18 protein-coding genes and 2 tRNA genes are annotated in these 16,237 nt (G+C 58.0%); 8 read left to right on the top strand and 12 right to left on the bottom strand.

Annotation, left to right across the window (positions count from 1 at the left end):
• Positions 1-33: 33 nt before the first annotated feature.
• The 4 genes from EKL29_RS07050 to syd all read right to left on the bottom strand — a co-directional run bounded on the left by EKL29_RS07050 (position 34) and on the right by syd (position 2,726).
• A complete protein-coding gene (locus tag EKL29_RS07050) occupies positions 34-480 on the bottom strand; it encodes a flavodoxin (RefSeq protein ID WP_126689214.1) in 447 nt (148 codons plus the stop codon).
• Between the two features lie 11 nt (positions 481-491).
• Positions 492-1,268, bottom strand: a complete 777-nt coding sequence (gene truC / locus EKL29_RS07045) for a tRNA pseudouridine(65) synthase TruC (RefSeq protein WP_126689213.1) — start codon at positions 1,266-1,268, stop codon at positions 492-494.
• Positions 1,268-1,591: a YqcC family protein gene (locus EKL29_RS07040; RefSeq protein WP_120451181.1), complete on the bottom strand. Its 324-nt coding sequence runs from the start codon at positions 1,589-1,591 to the stop codon at positions 1,268-1,270. Before EKL29_RS07040 ends, truC begins: the two co-directional genes overlap by 1 nt.
• Before the next feature lie 589 nt (positions 1,592-2,180).
• Positions 2,181-2,726, bottom strand: coding sequence for a SecY-interacting protein (gene syd / locus EKL29_RS07035; protein ID WP_126689212.1), 546 nt, complete (start codon positions 2,724-2,726; stop codon positions 2,181-2,183).
• A gap of 65 nt (positions 2,727-2,791) precedes the next feature.
• Here syd and queF point away from each other — a divergent pair, with 65 nt between their 5' ends.
• The 3 genes from queF to xni all read left to right on the top strand — a co-directional run bounded on the left by queF (position 2,792) and on the right by xni (position 5,985).
• Positions 2,792-3,637 carry an NADPH-dependent 7-cyano-7-deazaguanine reductase QueF gene (gene queF, locus EKL29_RS07030; RefSeq protein WP_120451179.1) on the top strand — a complete coding sequence of 282 codons (846 nt, stop codon included), beginning with the start codon at positions 2,792-2,794 and terminating at the stop codon, positions 3,635-3,637.
• Between the two features lie 169 nt (positions 3,638-3,806).
• Positions 3,807-5,168 (top strand): nucleotide 5'-monophosphate nucleosidase PpnN, encoded by a 1,362-nt coding sequence (gene ppnN / locus EKL29_RS07025; RefSeq protein ID WP_126689211.1) that lies wholly within the window; start codon positions 3,807-3,809, stop codon positions 5,166-5,168.
• A 40-nt stretch (positions 5,169-5,208) separates the two neighbouring features.
• On the top strand, positions 5,209-5,985 hold the full coding sequence (gene xni, locus EKL29_RS07020; protein WP_126689210.1) for a flap endonuclease Xni: 777 nt from the start codon (positions 5,209-5,211) through the stop codon (positions 5,983-5,985).
• Positions 5,986-5,988: 3 nt separating this feature from the next.
• On the opposite strand, the gene rlmM is transcribed toward xni, so the two are convergent.
• The 4 genes from rlmM to EKL29_RS07000 all read right to left on the bottom strand — a co-directional run bounded on the left by rlmM (position 5,989) and on the right by EKL29_RS07000 (position 9,017).
• Positions 5,989-7,089 (bottom strand): 23S rRNA (cytidine(2498)-2'-O)-methyltransferase RlmM, encoded by a 1,101-nt coding sequence (rlmM, locus tag EKL29_RS07015; protein WP_120451176.1) that lies wholly within the window; start codon positions 7,087-7,089, stop codon positions 5,989-5,991.
• Positions 7,082-7,477, bottom strand: coding sequence for a DUF423 domain-containing protein (locus EKL29_RS07010; RefSeq protein ID WP_120451175.1), 396 nt, complete (start codon positions 7,475-7,477; stop codon positions 7,082-7,084). Before EKL29_RS07010 ends, rlmM begins: the two co-directional genes overlap by 8 nt.
• A 50-nt stretch (positions 7,478-7,527) precedes the next feature.
• Entirely contained in the window at positions 7,528-8,445 is a 918-nt protein-coding gene (locus EKL29_RS07005; RefSeq protein ID WP_120451174.1) for a transcriptional regulator GcvA, read from the bottom strand.
• Between the two features lie 350 nt (positions 8,446-8,795).
• Positions 8,796-9,017, bottom strand: coding sequence for a YgdI/YgdR family lipoprotein (locus EKL29_RS07000; RefSeq protein WP_120451173.1), 222 nt, complete (start codon positions 9,015-9,017; stop codon positions 8,796-8,798).
• Between the two features lie 196 nt (positions 9,018-9,213).
• On the opposite strand from EKL29_RS07000, the gene csdA reads away from it, so the two are divergent.
• Both csdA and csdE read left to right on the top strand, forming a co-directional pair.
• Entirely contained in the window at positions 9,214-10,428 is a 1,215-nt protein-coding gene (gene csdA / locus EKL29_RS06995) for a cysteine desulfurase CsdA (protein ID WP_126689209.1), read from the top strand.
• A complete protein-coding gene (gene csdE, locus EKL29_RS06990; protein WP_120451171.1) occupies positions 10,425-10,874 on the top strand; it encodes a cysteine desulfurase sulfur acceptor subunit CsdE in 450 nt (149 codons plus the stop codon). Before csdA ends, csdE begins: the two co-directional genes overlap by 4 nt.
• Positions 10,875-10,878: 4 nt before the next feature.
• On the opposite strand, the gene tcdA is transcribed toward csdE, so the two are convergent.
• Genes tcdA through EKL29_RS23080 form a run of 3 tightly spaced genes read right to left on the bottom strand, consistent with a single transcriptional unit; the run spans position 10,879 to position 13,054 of the window.
• Positions 10,879-11,682 carry a tRNA cyclic N6-threonylcarbamoyladenosine(37) synthase TcdA gene (gene tcdA, locus EKL29_RS06985; RefSeq protein ID WP_120451170.1) on the bottom strand — a complete coding sequence of 268 codons (804 nt, stop codon included), beginning with the start codon at positions 11,680-11,682 and terminating at the stop codon, positions 10,879-10,881.
• 45 nt (positions 11,683-11,727) lie between these two features.
• The gene (mltA, locus tag EKL29_RS06980) at positions 11,728-12,879 is read right to left on the bottom strand and encodes a murein transglycosylase A (RefSeq protein ID WP_120451169.1); all 1,152 of its coding nucleotides are present in this window, start codon (positions 12,877-12,879) and stop codon (positions 11,728-11,730) included.
• A gap of 16 nt (positions 12,880-12,895) precedes the next feature.
• Positions 12,896-13,054 carry a hypothetical protein gene (locus EKL29_RS23080; protein WP_158618921.1) on the bottom strand — a complete coding sequence of 53 codons (159 nt, stop codon included), beginning with the start codon at positions 13,052-13,054 and terminating at the stop codon, positions 12,896-12,898.
• A gap of 32 nt (positions 13,055-13,086) precedes the next feature.
• On the opposite strand from EKL29_RS23080, the gene EKL29_RS06975 reads away from it, so the two are divergent.
• A tRNA-Met gene (locus EKL29_RS06975) sits at positions 13,087-13,163 on the top strand.
• 49 nt (positions 13,164-13,212) lie between these two features.
• Positions 13,213-13,289: transfer RNA gene (locus tag EKL29_RS06970), tRNA-Met, on the top strand.
• An 80-nt stretch (positions 13,290-13,369) separates the two neighbouring features.
• Here the strand turns inward: EKL29_RS06970 and amiC are convergent.
• Positions 13,370-14,614: an N-acetylmuramoyl-L-alanine amidase AmiC gene (gene amiC / locus EKL29_RS06965; RefSeq protein WP_126689208.1), complete on the bottom strand. Its 1,245-nt coding sequence runs from the start codon at positions 14,612-14,614 to the stop codon at positions 13,370-13,372.
• Between the two features lie 231 nt (positions 14,615-14,845).
• On the opposite strand from amiC, the gene argA reads away from it, so the two are divergent.
• Positions 14,846-16,174 carry an amino-acid N-acetyltransferase gene (gene argA, locus EKL29_RS06960; protein ID WP_120451166.1) on the top strand — a complete coding sequence of 443 codons (1,329 nt, stop codon included), beginning with the start codon at positions 14,846-14,848 and terminating at the stop codon, positions 16,172-16,174.
• Positions 16,175-16,237 lie beyond the last annotated feature (63 nt).

Below are 16,237 nucleotides of genomic sequence, written 5' to 3'. Positions count from 1 at the left end.
CCTGCATCGATTCCGACACAGGGCGCCATTAACTCAGAGCTGTTTTCCCCAGGCCTCAACCCAGGGAGAGGTGACCGACTCCGGCTCGGGGTCTTCGGTCGCATCCACCAGCAGCACCTCGCCGATACGCTTCGCGCTTTGCTCCTGCAGGAGCGCGTCGAAGGTTTTGCCTGCGCCGCAGAAGTGATCGTAGCTGCTGTCGCCCAGCGCGATAACGCCGTAACGCAGCTCCGGCTGATAGCCCAGCTTATCTTTCATATCCTGATAAAGAGCGGCGATATTGTCCGGAAAATTGCCCTGCCCGGTTGTCGAGGTGATCACCAGCGCCACTTCGCTGCTGTAATTTTGCCACTGCGCTAACGTCGGATCGTCATACACCGCAACGTCGTGCCCCTGGGCCTGTAAAATCGGCTGCGCCTCTTCCGCTACCAGCAGCGCGTTGCCATATACTGTGCCTACAAAAATGCCAATCTTCGCCATGTGCCTGCTCCTTAAACTGAGGTGCTATCCTCGCCTGTCGCGTCGGCAAACTCAAGCCCTGCGGCGGCGAGCGCCTCCTGCCAGCCAAATTGCCGGGCCATCTGCCGCCAGACCGCATCCAGCCCGGCGCGGATCACCAGCGGCTCGCCGGTTATCGGGTGCGTCAGCGCCAGGCTGCTGGCGTGCAGCATCAGGCGACTGGCGCCGAAATGCTGTGCCGCGCCGCGGTTTTGCCGCAGATCGCCGTGGGTGGTGTCGCCAATGATCGGATGGCGCAGATGCGCCATATGACGACGCAGCTGATGCTTGCGGCCAGTGCGTGGAGAGAGCTGCATCAGGCTGTAGCGCGCGCTCGTATAGCGGCCAATCGGTACCGGCATCTCTGCCCAGGCCAGCGCCTGATAATCGGTCACCGCCGGCTGCGCCGTACGCGTTTCCGTCGCAAACTTATCGGCGATCTTGTCCAGCTCTTCCACCAGCGGATAGTCGAGCGTGCCGCTCTCCTGCAGCCAGCCGCGCGTGACGGCGTGATAGGTTTTCTTCATCTGATGCTGCTCGAACTGCTGCGCCAGCAAACGCCCCACCTCGCTGGAGAGGCCCATCAGCAGCACGCCGGAAGTTGGGCGGTCGAGACGATGCGCGGTAAAGACGTGCTGGCCAATCTGATCGCGCACGGTCTGCATCACCACAACTTTTTCTTTGCGATCCAGCCAGCTGCGATGCACCAGCCAGCCGGCAGGCTTGTTAACCGCCACCAGCCATTGATCCTGATAAATAATTTCCAGCATCAGGCGGGATCGTCCATAAACAGCGCGTCGAGCTGCGTCAGGCTGTGCAGGATTGGCGCGTGGCCTGGCGTAGCAGAGGTCAGCGCGATTTCAAAATAGGGCGCGATGGCGAAGTTTTGCGGCAGCGGCTGCTGCGCGGCGATAAGCGCCCGCATACGCGGGATCAGTACCCACTGGAGCCACTCGAGCGGCTCCAGCGTATCAAGACAGAAAGGCTGGTTGCTGGCGAGCGCGCTGGCGGACGGGGGCGTCTCCTGCCAGTGATGATGATCGCGCATCAGGGTTTCGAGCTGCTCCAGCCGTTGTAACAGTAAAAGGGTCATGCGCCACCTCCAGCGAGCAATAAATGGGGGCGGCAAGCATACCACCGCCAGACGCGCGCGCAAAAAAAGGGAGCACTGTTAAAACAGTGCTCCCGGTTCGTTTGCAGCTTTCCCGCCACGCTGATGCTCCCTGCTCTTCCTTGACAACTTTTCCTGTGCGCCATCCTGCGCTTATCATCCTGATAATTCCTTTGGCTTCCAGGCCCGCCGCGCATCATATGCGGCTCTCGTTCTCCTTCCTGGAGGTGTCCCTGACTCTCTCCTGAGTATCCTGCTTCATCCTGAAGCCTTCCGTGTGACGTAAGCTCCGTTACGGTCCCGCCTCCTGGCATGACGTATCCTGACGCTATCTTCAATCCTCTGGCTTCCTGCCAACTGCTGACTATTCTGGCAGAGGCCGCTGAATAAACAAGGTACTAAACAGCGTTACTGTATTTGTTTATAGACCAGTTTTAGGAGTAACGCCATTAAGTTAATGATTCACAATATCTTTACATTGCAGACTTCTGGATGTCCCCCAATAGAAATGCCAATCTCTCACAAGGCATGTAAGAGATATCTCACAAAACCATTAGCGATTGTCTGCAAATCAGGGGATAACCACCTGTAAAGATTTAAGAAAATTCTGGATATTTTCCGATAAAACCTCTCGTTTTTTCGTGTCAGGCTGTTCGAGAATCACTTCGCCAGACAGATTGCAGAGCGAAATGATCTCCTGCTCCGATTCAGTCGCGGCGATAAACAGCGTCGGCGTCTGTTTCAGGCGGCGCTTCATGATCAAATGCCCTATCAGATTCTCCTGCAGGCGCAAAAAATCTTCCTCGCTCCAGACCTGTAACAGCGAAAGTTCCCGCTGCCCGCAGCGCGCCGCCATGTCTCCAGCAAACTGCGCGGTATAAAAGGCGGCGATATCCTGCTGAAGGGTTATATCCAGCGCACGCTCTACCGCTTCCAGCGTGGCGGGCAAGGTAAAGGGCTGCGGTTGCCACCATACTTCGTCAGCCTGGGTCGCGATAATACAGGGGGACGGCACGCCATAAAGCGCCTGGCTGGCTGGCGCGTGGCCGGTGCGCTGCTGCCAGGCATCGCAATAGCGGGCGGTAAATTCGCGCAGGGCATCCACAGTCTGTTGCATGACTCTTTTTCTCACGTCTGATGGGTTACACTTATCCACTTTGTTTGGAATGACGGGTAACCGCTATGTCTTTATATGAAAAGGATCAGGCGCTGAGCAACCTGACCCTGGGCAAACCCACAGCCTATCACGATCAATACGATCCCAGCCTGCTGCAGGCGGTGCCGCGCAGCCTGAACCGCACGCCGCTGGGGCTGATGCCTGATTCGCTGCCCTTTACGGGCGCAGATATCTGGACGCTTTACGAACTCTCCTGGCTCAACAGCAAGGGGGTGCCGCAGGTCGCGCTGGGCGAAGTGGTGCTGAACGCCACCAGCGAACATCTTATCGAGTCGAAGAGCTTTAAGCTCTACCTTAACAGCTTTAACCAGACGCGCTTCGCCGACTGGGGCGAAGTCCGCCAGACGCTGGAGCGCGATCTCAGCGCCTGCGCGCAGGGCGACGTCAGCGTTGCCCTGTTTCGCCTGAGCGAAGTAGAGGGACAGCCCATCGGTCAGTTTAGCGGTTACTGCATTGATGAGCAGGATATTGAGATCGCGGACTACAGCTTCAACGCCGACTACCTCGCCGATGCGGCGGGCAGCGAAGTGGTGGAAGAGACGCTGGTCAGCCATCTGCTGAAATCCAACTGCTTGATCACCAACCAGCCCGACTGGGGTTCGGTGATGATCCGTTACAAAGGCCCGCGCATCGACCGCGAAGCGCTGCTGCGCTACCTTATCTCTTTCCGCCAGCACAATGAGTTTCACGAGCAGTGCGTGGAGCGCATCTTCAACGACGTGCTGCGTTTCTGTCAGCCGCAGCAACTTACGGTCTATGCACGCTACACGCGCCGCGGCGGTCTGGATATTAACCCCTGGCGCAGCAACGTGCCCTTCACGCCGGGATATTCTCGTCTGGCGCGGCAGTAGCTTTGCGAGTCCTCTCGCAGCCTGCGCGTCAGGCGTTGCGTTCCCCTTGAGCATTCACGGTCGACAAGGCACTCTGGTGAAGGCGGCGATCGGAGGATCGTCGGCCAGGAATTTTCGCCACCGCAACAGCGGTGTCATTAGTCACCCAGGCGGGTGTAACGGAGTTCATTTGATTACGCATATCAGCCCTCTTGGCTCGATGGATCTACTGTCTCAGCTGGAAGTGGACATGCTCAAGCGCACGGCGAGCAGCGATCTTTACCAGCTGTTTCGTAACTGCTCGCTCGCCGTGCTGAATTCAGGCAGTCAGACCGACAGCAGCCACGAACTGCTTTCCCGCTTTAAAAACTTCGATATTAACGTGCTGCGTCGCGAACGCGGTGTAAAGCTGGAACTGATCAATCCGCCAGAAGAGGCGTTTGTCGACGGTCGCATTATCCGCTCGCTGCAGGCCAACCTGTTTGCCGTACTGCGCGACATTCTTTTCGTTAACGGCCAGCTGTCGATTGCCGGGATGCAGGAGGCGGCGCCGGAAGATTCGGCGCATATCACTAACCAGGTTTTCTCTATACTGCGCAACGCGCGCGCGCTGCACGTCGGTGAGTATCCCAATACCGTTGTCTGCTGGGGCGGCCACTCGATCAACGCGGTGGAGTATCAATACTGCCGCAACGTCGGCACCCAGTTGGGCCTGCGCGAGCTGAATATCTGCACCGGCTGCGGGCCAGGCGTAATGGAAGCGCCGATGAAAGGCGCAGCGGTAGGCCATGCGCAGCAGCGCTACCGCGACAGCCGCTTTATCGGGCTGACCGAGCCGTCAATTATCGCCGCTGAGCCGCCTAACCCGCTGGTGAATGAACTCATCATCATGCCGGATATCGAAAAACGCCTGGAAGCCTTTGTGCGCATCGCGCACGGCATCATTATCTTCCCGGGCGGCGTGGGCACAGCGGAGGAGCTGCTCTATCTGCTGGGAATTATGATGAACCCGCAGAACCACGAGCAGGTGCTGCCGCTTATCCTCACCGGACCGCAGGAGAGCGCCGACTACTTCCACGTGCTCGACGACTTTATCGTCAATACGCTGGGCGAAGCGGCGCGCAAACACTACAAGATCGTCATTGATGATGCCGCCGAAGTGGCGCGTCTGATGAAAAAAGCGATGCCGCAGGTGAAAGAGTATCGTCGGGAAACCGGTGACGCCTACAGCTTCAACTGGTCAATCCGCATCTCACCCGATCTGCAAAAGCCATTTCTGCCGACGCATGAAAATATGGCCAATCTCAATCTCTATACCAACCAGCCCGCGGAGCAGCTGGCGGCTGACCTGCGACGCGCCTTCTCCGGCATCGTCGCCGGAAACGTAAAAGAGATCGGCATACGCGAGATCCGGGAAAAAGGGCCGTATAAACTGCATGGCGAGCCGGACATTATGCGCCGCATGGATGAGCTGCTGCAGGGATTTGTCGCCCAGCACCGTATGAAGCTGCCGGGCACCGCCTATATCCCCTGCTATGAGATCATTAAATAAAACGCAAGGAAGGCAGCTCATACGGGCTGCCGTTTAGCTTATGTCATTTCACCTTCTTATCGTAGACGCGCTCAACCTGATACGTCGTCTGCACGCAGTACAGGGATCGCCCTGCGTCGAGGGTTGCCTCGCGGCGCTGCGCCAGCTTCTGGGGCATACGCAGCCGACTCACGTCGTAGCGGTCTTCGACAGCGAACAGCGCCATCAGGGCTGGCGTCATCAGCTGTTGCCGGACTATAAAAGCGGTCGACCGCCGATGCCGGAAGATCTGCAGGCTGAACTGCCCGCGCTGCAGGAGGCGTTCCGCCGCGCAGGCGTCAGTTGCTGGATCGCCGGGGCGGACGAAGCGGACGATCTGGCGGCCACGCTGGCGGTAAAAATGGCGCAGGCGGGCCATCAGGCCACCATCGTCTCCACTGATAAAGGCTATTGCCAGCTGCTCGCGCCGCAGATTCGCATCCGCGACTACTTTCAGAAGCGCTGGCTGGATCTGCCCTTTATTGAAAACGAGTTCGGCGTTGCGCCGCAGCGGCTGCCCGATTACTGGGGACTGTGCGGCATCAGCAGCAGCAAAATTCCCGGCGTAGCGGGCATCGGCCCGAAAAGCGCAAAAACACTGTTGCAGACATTTGGGTCGCTGGATGATATCTATGCGCAGCTTGATAACGTACCGGAGAAATGGCGCGCGAAGCTGGCGGCTGGCCGCGAGTCGGCCTTAATCAGCCGACAGGTTGCGGTGCTGAAGCAGGATCTGGTGTTGCAGGGCAATCTGAAAACGCTGCGTTATGAAGGCCAGGCGGCGCAGCGCCCGGCCTGACGCTTAACGTTCGTCGCGGCGGCCAGGGATCGCGCCCCAGATGCGGCGAATATGAACCGTGACCTCTTCGCGGTCGTGGTAGAGCTGGCGGGCGCGAATCTGGGCGTTAATGCCCTGCGCCTTCAGCGCCTCGTCGATCATCGCCAGGTTCTGCGTCACCTCTTCGTAGCGCTTTTTCATCGGCAGCTTGAGGTTGAAGATCGCCTCGCGGCACCAGCCGTTGACCAGCCATTCGGTCATCAGGTTGGCGACGCGCACCGGCTTCTCTACCATGTCGCACACCAGCCAGTCGTTGTTATTACGCGTCGGGCGAAACTTAAAGCCGTCTTCGCGGCAGTGCGTCACCTGTCCGGTATCCATCAGGCTCGGCGCCATCGGGCCGTTATCAACTGCGTACACCCACATGCTGCGCTTCACCAGCTGATAGGTCCAGCCGCCGGGACAGGCACCGAGATCGACCGCGTGCATACCGCCCGCCAGGCGTTCATCCCACTCGTCGGCGGGGATAAAAACGTGGAACGCCTCTTCCAGCTTCAGCGTGGAGCGGCTCGGCGCATCGGCCGGGAACTTCAGGCGCGGAATGCCCATATAGAACGGCGAGTTGTTGCCGACAAACGAGTAGCCGACGTAGCAGGCGCCAGGCGCAATAAAGAAGACATGCACCACCGGGCGCTTCGGGCTTTCGTAATTGAGCAGGATCCCCGCTTCGCGCAGGCTGGCGCGCAGCGGCACGGTGAACTTGCGGCAAAACTTCGTCAGCTCTTTCGCTTCGTTGGTGTCCGGCACCTCGACGCGCAGCTCGCCGCCCTTCTCGACCACGCCGGTCAACATGCCGACAATCGGCGCAATGCGATCGTCCGGCGGCAGATCTTTCAGCAGCTCGCCGACCACCAGCATCTGGCGGGCAAAAATCAGCGTATCGAAAGGAAGATCGCGCACCAGGCGATCGGCCTCTTCGTGCTGATAACATTCGAACAGTACGTAGCCGCTGTTCTCTTTAACCCGCGGGAAACCATAGATTTCACGCTCGGCGGCTCTGGCGGCGATTTCCGCCGCGCACTCTTTTTCAAAACCGGGACGGCAATAGAGTAAAACTTTATTCATGGCGATCTGCCTTTCGTTTAAGACGCAGCGCGCCAATCAACATCAGGAACCAGCCGATCAGGAAGCAAAACCCGCCGACCGGCGTAACAAAAACCCAAAACTTGAGATGCGACAGCGCCAGAGAGTAAAGGCTGCCGCTAAACAGCACGATGCCAAGGGCAAGAAAGGCGCTGCTCCAGTAAAACCAGAGATTGGCGCGGCGCAGCATCGCTGCACCCAGGCCGATTACCGCCAGCGTGTGATACGCCTGATACTCCAGCCCGGTATGGATCCAGGCCATTTCGGCCGGGCCGAGCGAACGGCTTAATACGTGGGCACCAAAAGCGCCAAAGGCCACCAGCAAAAACCCGCTGATGGCGGCAAAAATAAACATGGCACGACTGGACATCTGACTATCCTCAAGGTGCATCTGTACCTCACTGTACAGAAATCAATAAGTTAGTGGTCGTAGCGAAAGCGGAATTTTTCTTGTTCGCTGGCGGCTTTCGCGATGATCCACTGCCGAAAGGCGGCTATTTTACCCAGTTCTGCCTGGCTGTCATGACAAACCAGATAAAAAGCATTTTTACTGACCAGTACGTCGTTGAACGGGCAGATTAGCCGGCCGGCTTCGATCTCGCTCTGCGCCATCACATTATTCGCCAGCGCCACGCCCTGGCCGTGAATCGCGGCCTGCAATACCATGGCGCTGTGGCTGAAAATCGGTCCCTGCTGGACATTAATGTGCTGCAAGCCAAGCTGGCGGATATAGGATTGCCAGTCGCGCCGCGAGGCGTCGTGCAGCAGGGTAAAACGCGACAGATCCATCGGCGTTTTCAACGGATTATCGCCGGTCATCAACGTGGGTGAACAGACCGGCAGCAGATATTCGGCGTAAAGTTTTTCTACGCGCAGTCCCGGCCAGTTGCCGCGACCGTAGAAGATCGCCACGTCAACATCGTCGGCCAGCTTCTCTTCATCGCGATCCACCGCCTGGATACGCACGTCAATGCCCGGATAAGCCATATTAAAGCTGGAGAGGCGCGGTACCAGCCACTGAATGGCGAAGCTGGGCAGCAGGCTGACGGTCAGGGCACCCTTCGCGCTGCGCGCCTGCAGTTTGCGCGTCGCATCATTAAGGGCGGTGAAAATCTCTTTGATATCGAGATAGTAGCTCTGGCCCTCCTCCGTCAGTAACAGCGATCGATTCCTGCGGCGAAACAGCTTAAGCCCGAGAAAATCTTCCAGCGATTTTATCTGATGGCTTACTGCGGCCTGAGTAACGAACAGCTCTTCGGCGGCTTTTGTAAAGCTGAGATGGCGCGCCGCAGCGTCAAACACGCGGAGTGCATTAAGAGGAGGAAGGCGTTTCGACATGGTTTTCCGTGCTCGGATCAGGGGCAAAATACGTGCGCTTATAACAAGCATTCACATATTAGTTTTAGTAATCCGAGGCATTATAAATTGTCCGTTGAGGAAGCTCCAGCAAATACCTATAGTTGCCGCACTTCCTGAGCCGGAACGAAAAGATTTCAGGATTTGTGAGTGAGTTCGCAGACTTCCGGAAAACTTTTGGCTTGTGGTCGTGATGTTGTGTTTGCATTTTGATCTGACGATTGCAGATCAAGCTTTTAATTCCTGTAGATTTACCCTGTCTGTCCATAGTGATTTTGAATAGCACCGCAAATTGCGGTGCTTTTTTTTGCCTGAAGCAGGCGCCGGAGCGCTTACTTCATCTCAACCATCTCTTTGACATCTGAACGGTTAATCTGCTGCTTGTTGCCGTTAGCGTCTTTATAGCTGATCATACCGGTATCGTTGTCTACTGAAGGCTTACCTGCTGAGACAATGGTGCGACCATCATTGGTATGCATGACATAATTGCTTGAACACGCGGCCAGAGTAAAAGCCATAACGCAGACAGCCAGCACTGCTGAAAGTTTTTTCATTTTCTATCTCCTTGTAGATTGATTGCATCAAACCACCCGGCCAGCTGACCCTAGTCAAATCGACTAAAGAAGGTTGCTCATTGTACGGGTTTTGGTTTAAACCTTGCATTAATCAGCATAACGCGCTTTTACAGCTTTGCCAGGAGAGAGCCAGGCTTTTGCTCTGGTCCTGTTTATTTATAAGACGAGACAAAGCATGACCGCATTCAATCCAACCGCATTCCGCCAGCAATTTCCGGCGCTGAACGATGCAGGTGTTTATCTCGACAGCGCCGCGACTACGCTCAAGCCTCAGGTGGTGATTGATACCACGCAACAGTTTTACAGCCTGAGCGCCGGCACCGTGCATCGCAGCCAGTATGGCGCGGCGCAACAGCTGACCGAGCGTTACGAACAGGCGCGGCATCAGGTGGCGCGCCTGTTGAATGCGGCGCATGGCCACCAGATTGTCTGGACGCGCGGCACCACGGAAGCGATCAACCTGGTTGCCAACAGCTGGCTGCTGCCACGCCTGAAGGCGGGCGATGAGATCCTGGTGAGCGAAGCGGAGCATCACGCTAATCTGGTGCCCTGGCTGATAGCGGCCCAGGCGCGCGGCGCGAAGGTGGTGAAATGGCCCATCGGCGCGGATCGCCTGCCGGATATGGCGCTGCTGCCGTCGCTGCTCAACGCGCGTACCCGACTGCTGGCGATAGGCCAGATGTCCAACGTAACGGGCGGCTGCCCGGATCTGGCGCAGGCTATCGCGCTGGCGCACAGCGTCGGTGCGAAAGTGATGGTCGACGGCGCGCAGGGTGTGGCGCACTGCCCGCCTGACGTACAGGCGCTGGAGATCGATTTCTACGCCTTCTCCGCCCACAAGCTCTACGGCCCAACCGGCATCGGCGTGCTGTATGGCAAAGCCGAGCTGCTGGAAGAGATGGTGCCCTGGCAAGGCGGCGGCAAGATGCTCACTCAGGTGGATTTCAGCGGCTTTACGCCGCAGCCGGTCCCCTGGCGTTTCGAAGCGGGAACGCCTAACGTCGCGGGCGTGGTGGGGTTAAGCGCCGCGCTCAGCTGGCTCGAGCAGCATGACCGGCTGAAAGCGGAGATGTGGAGCCAGCAGCTCGCCAGCCTGGCTGAAGAGCAGCTCAGCGAGTTTCCCGGTTTCCGCAGCTACCGTGTCGGGCGCTCAAGCGTGCTGGCGTTTGATTTCGAGGGCGTACACCACAGCGATATCGTGACGCTGCTGGCGGAACAGGGCATTGCGCTGCGCGCAGGCCAGCACTGCGCACAGCCGCTGATGGCGGCGCTTGGCGTAAGCGGCACGCTGCGCGTCTCTTTCGCGCCCTATAATAATTTGCAGGATGTGGATGCGCTGACCCGCGCTATCTATACCACGCTCGACCTGTTGTCTGAGGAGGAAGCATGAGTCAGACCCTGGCTGGCCCGCACCCGTTTGGCGATCTGATCACCCTTGACGGCCTGAAAGAAAAATTCGCCCACTTTCAGCAGTGGGAAGATCGCTATCGCCAGCTGATTCAGCTCAGCCGCCAGCTGCCCGCCCTGCCGGATGCGCTGAAGACCGCCGACATTGAGCTGACCGGCTGCGAAAACCGCGTCTGGCTCGGCAGCCAGCTGCGCCACGACGGCACGCTGCATTTTTATGGCGACAGCGAAGGCCGCATCGTGCGTGGTCTGCTTGCGGTGCTACTTACTGCTGTGGAAGGAAAAACGCCGCAGGCGCTGCTGGCGGAAGACCCGCTGCAGCTGTTTGATGAACTGGGCCTGCGCGCCCAGCTCAGCGCCTCGCGCAGCAGCGGCCTGAAGGCGCTGGCGGAGGCGGTACATCAGGCCGCGCACGCGGCGCAGCCCTGATTCCTTACGCAGCCTGACGCGCCGCGCGCGCCAGATATTTCTTCAGCGCATGGGAAACGGCGACAAAGCCAAAGGTGGCGGTCACCATAGTGGCGGCGCCAAAGCCCGCTTCGCAATCCATTCTTTTTGGCCCTTCGGCGGTGCTGCGCGCGGCGCAGACGCTGCCGTCCGGCTGCGGATACATCAGCGCTTCGGTAGAGAAGACGCAGTCGATACCCAGCTTGCCTTTGCTGTTTTTCACCACGCCGAGCGCCTTTAGCCGCTCGCGCAGTTTGGCCGCCAGCGGATCCTGAATCGTCTTCGCCAGATCGGCGACCTGAATCTGCGTCGGATCGATCTGACCGCCCGCGCCGCCGGTGGTGATCAGCGGGATCTTATTACGGCGGCACCAGGCGATCAGCGCCGCTTTCGGACGCACGCTGTCGATCGCATCGATCACATAGTCATAGCCCGCCGCCATCAGCTCCGCCGTGTTATCCGGCGTAATGAAATCGTCGATGCAGATGACTTCGCAGTCGGGATTGATGGCGCGCAGGCGCTCGGCCATCACCTCGGTTTTCGCCTTGCCGACGTTGCCGTTCAGCGCATGGATCTGACGATTGGTATTGGTGATGCAGACATCATCCATATCAATCAGGGTAATTTTGCCGATGCCGGTGCGCACCAGCGCTTCCGCCGCCCAGGAGCCGACGCCGCCGATGCCAATAACGCAGAAGTGCGCCGCGGCGAAACGCGTCAGCGCTTCCTGCCCATAGAGACGTGCCGTGCCGCCAAAACGCTGACGCCAGGCCTCGTTAACCACACTCATAATCAACCTTGTCACGTCATGCGGGCCGCTCGGCCCGCAGAGAAATCAGTTTGAACCCAGTAACAGCGAGCCATTATCGCCGTTTTGCGGGTTGCTGAACAGCGGCTGTCCGGCGCCCGGCGCGGCTTTCAGCACCCAGACGCGTCCGTAGTGGTTGTAAAAGCCCGCCAGGTGCGCCGCATCAGGACCGATACCCTGATAGATATCAAAATGCTGGCCCTTAATTGCGCCGCCAACGTCCAGCGCCACCATCAGGCGCATCTCATATTTACCGTTGAACTTGCCCTTTTCATTGAGCTGCGGCACTTCCGCCAGCAGCGCGGTTCCCGCCGGGATCAGCGAGCGGTCCGATGCCACCGAGGCTTTCGCCACCAGCGGCACCGCGCTGGCACCACGTACCGGCGTGTAGGGTTCCGGTTTAAAGAAGACGAACGACGGGTTCGTCTCCAGCAGCGCGCGCACCTCTTGCGGGGAGTGCGCTGCCGCCCAGTCGCGGATAGCCTGCATTGACATATCTTCGCGCTTAACTTCGCCGCGATCGATCAGCTCTTTGCCAATGCTGTGATAGGCCCAGCCGTTTTTGCCGCCATAGCCGAAAAAGGTCATCGGACGGCCGTCGCCGTAATCCACGTAGCCGCTGCCCTGCACGTCCATAATAAAGTTATCGATTAGCGAGTTGCTCCAGCCGATAACATAGCGGTCGTCCAGCGCGCCGCTATAGATAGAGGCGCGGCTCGGCAGCTTCGCTCCGCGCTTGCGCGGCGGCATACGGTAGATGGGATACTGGAATTCGCCCTGACGCGTGTAGCGCGCCTGCACAACCGGCGTGTAGTAGCCGGTAAACTGCACGTTGCCATAGTTATCGGTCCCCTCCATCTGGAAGGCGTTCAGACCGAACTGACGCAGCTGGCGCGTATCGGCACCGGCCATCAGCCAGTTCTCAATCGCGCTGTAGGTGCCGGTGTGGCGTCCATAGAGGGCCGAGGAGGCGTACTGTATCTGTCGTACCTGCTCGCCGAAGTCCCTGCCGTTAACCGGTCGGCCTTTGGCGTTGGGCTGATTGACCAGCGCCAGCGGCTGTTCCAGCTTGCCGTCTTTATATTGCTGCCCGCGATCGGTTGGTTTCGAGCTACAACCCGCCAGCAGCGCAAACATTGCACCAGTAAGTACATACTTCGCCCAGTGTCCTTTATTCATCGCCGTCTCTTATTCATTAGTGTTCGTCGCCACGCGACGATAGCAAAGCGTCCATCAGATTGAAATCCACGTGCTCTTTCCACGCGCACGGCTGTGCGATAATTAGCCAGATGGAGAAAATAATCAGCAAACAGTAGCCAATTTGGCGCTTCGCGGCAAAAAGGGGTTGCATCATCAGCTCCGCGAGGTATAGTGCGCATCCACGGACGCGGGATGGAGCAGCCTGGTAGCTCGTCGGGCTCATAACCCGAAGGTCGTCGGTTCAAATCCGGCTCCCGCAACCAACTCTTTTAACGAAGAGCCAAAGTGACAAGACGCAAAGCGCAAGACGGACGCGGGGTGGAGCAGCCTGGTAGCTCGTCGGGCTCATAACCCGAAGGTCGTCGGTTCAAATCCGGCCCCCGCAACCAATCATTTAAGCACCTGAAAGGGTGCTTTTTTGTTTTTGTGCTTTATGAAAAACGGGACAGCCTGCGCTATCCCCTCTTCTTTAACGACGCGCCAGCGCCCCGCCATTATCAAAATAGGCTTTTATCCCGTGAAAAATCGCCTCGGCGACCTGCTGCTGATAACGGCTGGTGCGTAGCTTTCGCTCCTCTTCCACATTGCTGATAAAGGCGGTTTCCACCAGAATCGACGGAATATCCGGTGCTTTCAGTACCGCGAAGCCAGCCTGATCGACGGTACGCTTATGCAGATGGTTGATGCGGCCCATACGGTGTAGCACCTCTTTGCCGAACTTCAGGCTGTCGTGAATAGTCTGCCGTTGCACCATATCGAACATGGTGTGATCGAGGTAGCGATCGCCGCTTTTGCTGACGCCGCCGATGAGATCCGATTCGTTTTGCGTCTGCGCCAGGAAACGCGCTGCCGCCGAGGTCGCTCCTTTGGTCGAGAGCGCGAATACCGAAGAGCCACGCGCGCTGCGGCTGGTAAAGGCGTCGGCGTGGATAGAGACAAACAGATCGGCGCGCTGCTTGCGCGCTTTCGCCACCCGAACCCGCAACGGAATAAACACATCCTCGTTGCGCGTCATGTAGGCCTTCATATTCGGCTCTTTTTCGATCAGTGCTTTTAGCCGTCGCCCAATCTTCAGCACGATATCTTTTTCACGCGTCTTGTATTTACCGTGCGCGCCGGGATCTTCGCCGCCGTGGCCGGGATCGATCATGATGATCATCGGCCTGTCGCGCCCCGCCTTACCAGGCAGCGGCGCGGTCGCCGGTTCATTCCGTTCCAGATCGCCCTGGTTGTAATCCTTAAGCAGCGCCAGCAGCGGATCGTCGACCGAGGTATCCTGGCTGGGATAGAGATCCACCACCAGCCGGTGTTTGATCCCCGCCACCGGCGCCAGGGTGAAGGTTTTCGGCGCGACGTTGCGCTTTAGCTCCAGCACGATACGCACGGTACTGGCGTCGAACTGCCCTACCCGCGCATTTTTGATAAAGGGATCGTTAACGCGCACCAGCTTATCGACGCCTTTCAGCACCGGGTTGAGGTGCATATTTTTGATATCGATTACCAGCCGATCCGGATGCGTAAGCGCAAACTGCTTATAGTGAAGCGGCACGCTGGATTCCAGCGTCATGCGCGAATAGGTCGAAGAGGGCCAGATACGTACCGCGACAATATGATTTTTCGCTGCCAGGCCTGCGCGGCTGACACTCAGCAGCAATAATGCGCCTGTACCCTGCAAGAGCCTTCTGCGGGAAATAAGAGGATTTGATTCTGACATGCCGCCCCAGCTGCTCTGTTCTGTCTAAAAAAGCGCCACTTCAATAAACGGCGGTAAAAACTTTAGCCCATACCTTTGGCCAAGTCATCCTGGAAAAGCTAAATAATGCAGTCTCTTAGCGTTTGACGCACCCGAAAAAACGTAAATTTACGTCAGGTTTAATCCTTGCAAAAGTGGCCCTGAAAGAATAAAAATACAGAAATTACGAATAATCATTCATTGAGGTTTGCCGTGAAGGAACGTAGTACTGAGCTGGTTCAGGGTTTTCGCCACACCGTTCCCTATATCAATGCCCATCGGGACAAGACCTTTGTCATCATGCTGGGCGGCGAAGCGATCGAGCACGAAAATTTCTCCAGCATCGTCAATGATATCGGTTTGCTGCACAGCCTCGGGATACGTCTGGTGGTGGTGTATGGCGCGCGTCCGCAGATTGACGCCAGCCTGGCGCAGCATCAGCTGGAGCCGGTTTACCACAAGCACACCCGCGTCACCGATGCGCAATCGCTGGAGCTGGTGAAGCAGGCGGCGGGACGGTTACAGCTCGATATTACGGCGCGACTTTCAATGAGCCTTAACAATACGCCGCTGCAGGGCGCGCATATCAATGTCGTTAGCGGCAACTTCATTATCGCGCAGCCGCTGGGCGTGGATGACGGCGTGGATTACTGCCACAGCGGGCGTATTCGCCGCATCGACGAAGAGGCGATCCATCGGCAGCTGGATAACAATGCAATCGTGCTGCTCGGTCCGGTGGCGGTCTCTGTTACCGGCGAAAGCTTTAACCTGACGTCGGAAGAGGTCGCCACCCAGCTGGCGATCAAGCTGAAGGCGGAAAAGATGATTGGTTTCTGCTCCGAGCAGGGCGTGACCAGCCGCGACGGCGCGATTATCTCCGAACTCTTCCCGAATGACGCGCAGGCGCGCATTGAGGAGATGGAGAGCGACGGCGACTATCTGTCCGGCACGGTGCGTTTCCTGCGTGGCGCGGTGAAAGCCTGCCGGAGCGGCGTGCGCCGCAGCCATCTCATCAGCTATCAGGAAGATGGCGCGCTGTTGCAGGAACTCTTTTCACGCGACGGTATCGGCACGCAGATCGTTATGGAGTCGAGTGAGCAGATCCGCCGCGCCACTATTAACGATATCGGCGGCATTCTGGAGCTGATCCGCCCGCTGGAGCAGCAGGGTATTCTGGTACGTCGCTCGCGCGAGCAGCTGGAAATGGAGATCGACAAGTTCACCATTATCATACGCGACAATCTGACCATCGCCTGTGCGGCGCTCTACCCCTTTATGGATGAGAAAATTGGCGAAATGGCCTGCGTGGCGGTGCATCCTGACTATCGCAGCTCCTCACGCGGCGAGATGTTGCTGCAGCGCGTTGCGCTTCAGGCGCGACAAATGGGGCTGGAGAAGCTGTTTGTTCTGACGACGCGCAGCATTCACTGGTTTCAGGAACGCGGCTTTACGCCGGTGGATATTGAGTCGCTGCCAGAGAGTAAAAAGCAGATGTACAACTATCAGCGGCGCTCTAAGGTGCTGATGGCGGATCTGACCTGATTTGGAACAGCTTGCGCCAGACTGATGAGCAGGCACGGGCAACAGGGGCTGTTCCACAAAGTC

Source organism: Pantoea sp. YU22 (genome assembly GCF_003970755.1).
Taxonomy (GTDB): Bacteria; Pseudomonadota; Gammaproteobacteria; order Enterobacterales; family Enterobacteriaceae; genus Pantoea; species Pantoea piersonii.
Note: the sequence above shows the minus strand (reverse complement) of the source record. Positions and strands in the feature narration are given on the sequence as shown.